Source organism: Flavobacterium xanthum (assembly GCF_900142695.1).
GTDB lineage: Bacteria > Bacteroidota > Bacteroidia > Flavobacteriales > Flavobacteriaceae > Flavobacterium > Flavobacterium xanthum.
On the sequence record NZ_FRBU01000099.1, the window covers coordinates 1 to 1,213 of the forward strand.

1 protein-coding gene is annotated in these 1,213 nt (G+C 31.3%); it reads left to right on the forward strand.

Translation table 11 applies throughout. The features are described 5' to 3' along the window. Positions 1 to 115: 115 nt before the first annotated feature. Positions 116 to 1,213: an IS4 family transposase gene (locus BUC11_RS16550; protein WP_073355801.1), complete on the forward strand. Its 1,098-nt coding sequence runs from the start codon at positions 116 to 118 to the stop codon at positions 1,211 to 1,213.

Genomic DNA, 1,213 nt, shown 5'->3' on the forward strand with positions numbered 1-1,213 from the left:
TTCAGTACATGACAAAAATTATATTTCGCTGTTAGTCAGTAAAATACGAGGTAAGTATTAGGAAAAGAGACCGGTATTTTGTAAATTATAAGATTATTACTACATAATTTTTATAATGAAAAACACCAGTCTCGGAAGTAAAGATAGTACATTGATCTCGGTTTTACAAAGCCATTTTAAAGGAGAAATCAGTCTGCCAAGGGTTAAGCTCATTTGTTTATTTATAACGGCTTTATGCAAAATAAAGACAATTAATTATGATCGATTAGCCTCTGGATTTGACACAAAAGCGGCTAAGAGTAGTTCTTATAGGAGAATTCAAAGATTCATGAAAGAATTTGAATTCTCAATGAAATTAGTATCTACCTTGATATTTAATCTGTTGCCTTTACAGAGTGGTTTAGTATTGGTTTTAGATAGGACCAATTGGAAGTTTGGTTCTCAGAATATTAACATATTGATGTTGGGAATTAGCTACAAGAATGTAGCGTTTCCATTGATGTTTAAAATGTTAGATAAGCGAGGGAATTCAGATACCCAGGAACGAATCGAGTTAATCAACAAATATATCGAATGGTTTGGAAGTGAGACTATTGATTGTTTACTGGCAGACAGAGAGTTTATTGGAAATGAATGGTTAGGTTTTTTGAACCAAAACAACATTAGGTATTACATCCGAATAAGGAATAATTTCAAAATTTATTCCTACCAAAAGCAAAAAGAAATTAAAGCTTTTTGGCTTTTTAATCATTTAAAAGTAGGAGAATTTTATCACTATCCCAAAATAGTAGAATTACATGGACAAAGGTGCTATTTATCTGGAAGCAAAACTATCGATAGAGAGGGTAAAATGGAATTTTTAATTCTTGTTTCATTTAACAAGCCAGAGCAAGCTATGGAATATTACAGACAGAGATGGCAAATCGAAACACTATTCAGAGGCTTGAAAAGTAGTGGATTTAATATTGAAGATACTCATGTGACCGATTTACAAAGGCTCGAAAGACTTTTCTTGTTGACAATGATTGCTTTTGTTTGGTGCTACAAGATTGGGGACTATATCGACCAGAATAGTAAACCAATAAAAATAAAAACGCATGGAAGAAAAGCAATAAGTGTATTTAAATATGGATTAGACTTCTTGTCAAAATTTCTTTTGACTGGATTTAACAATCTAAATTACAGCTTATTTAGTTTTTTGTCATGTACTTAA

Excerpts from the sequence above, each read along its gene's own strand:
- BUC11_RS16550 (WP_073355801.1), top strand. The coding sequence starts at position 116 with ATGAAAAACACCAGTCTCGGAAGTAAAGATAGTACATTGATCTCGGTT.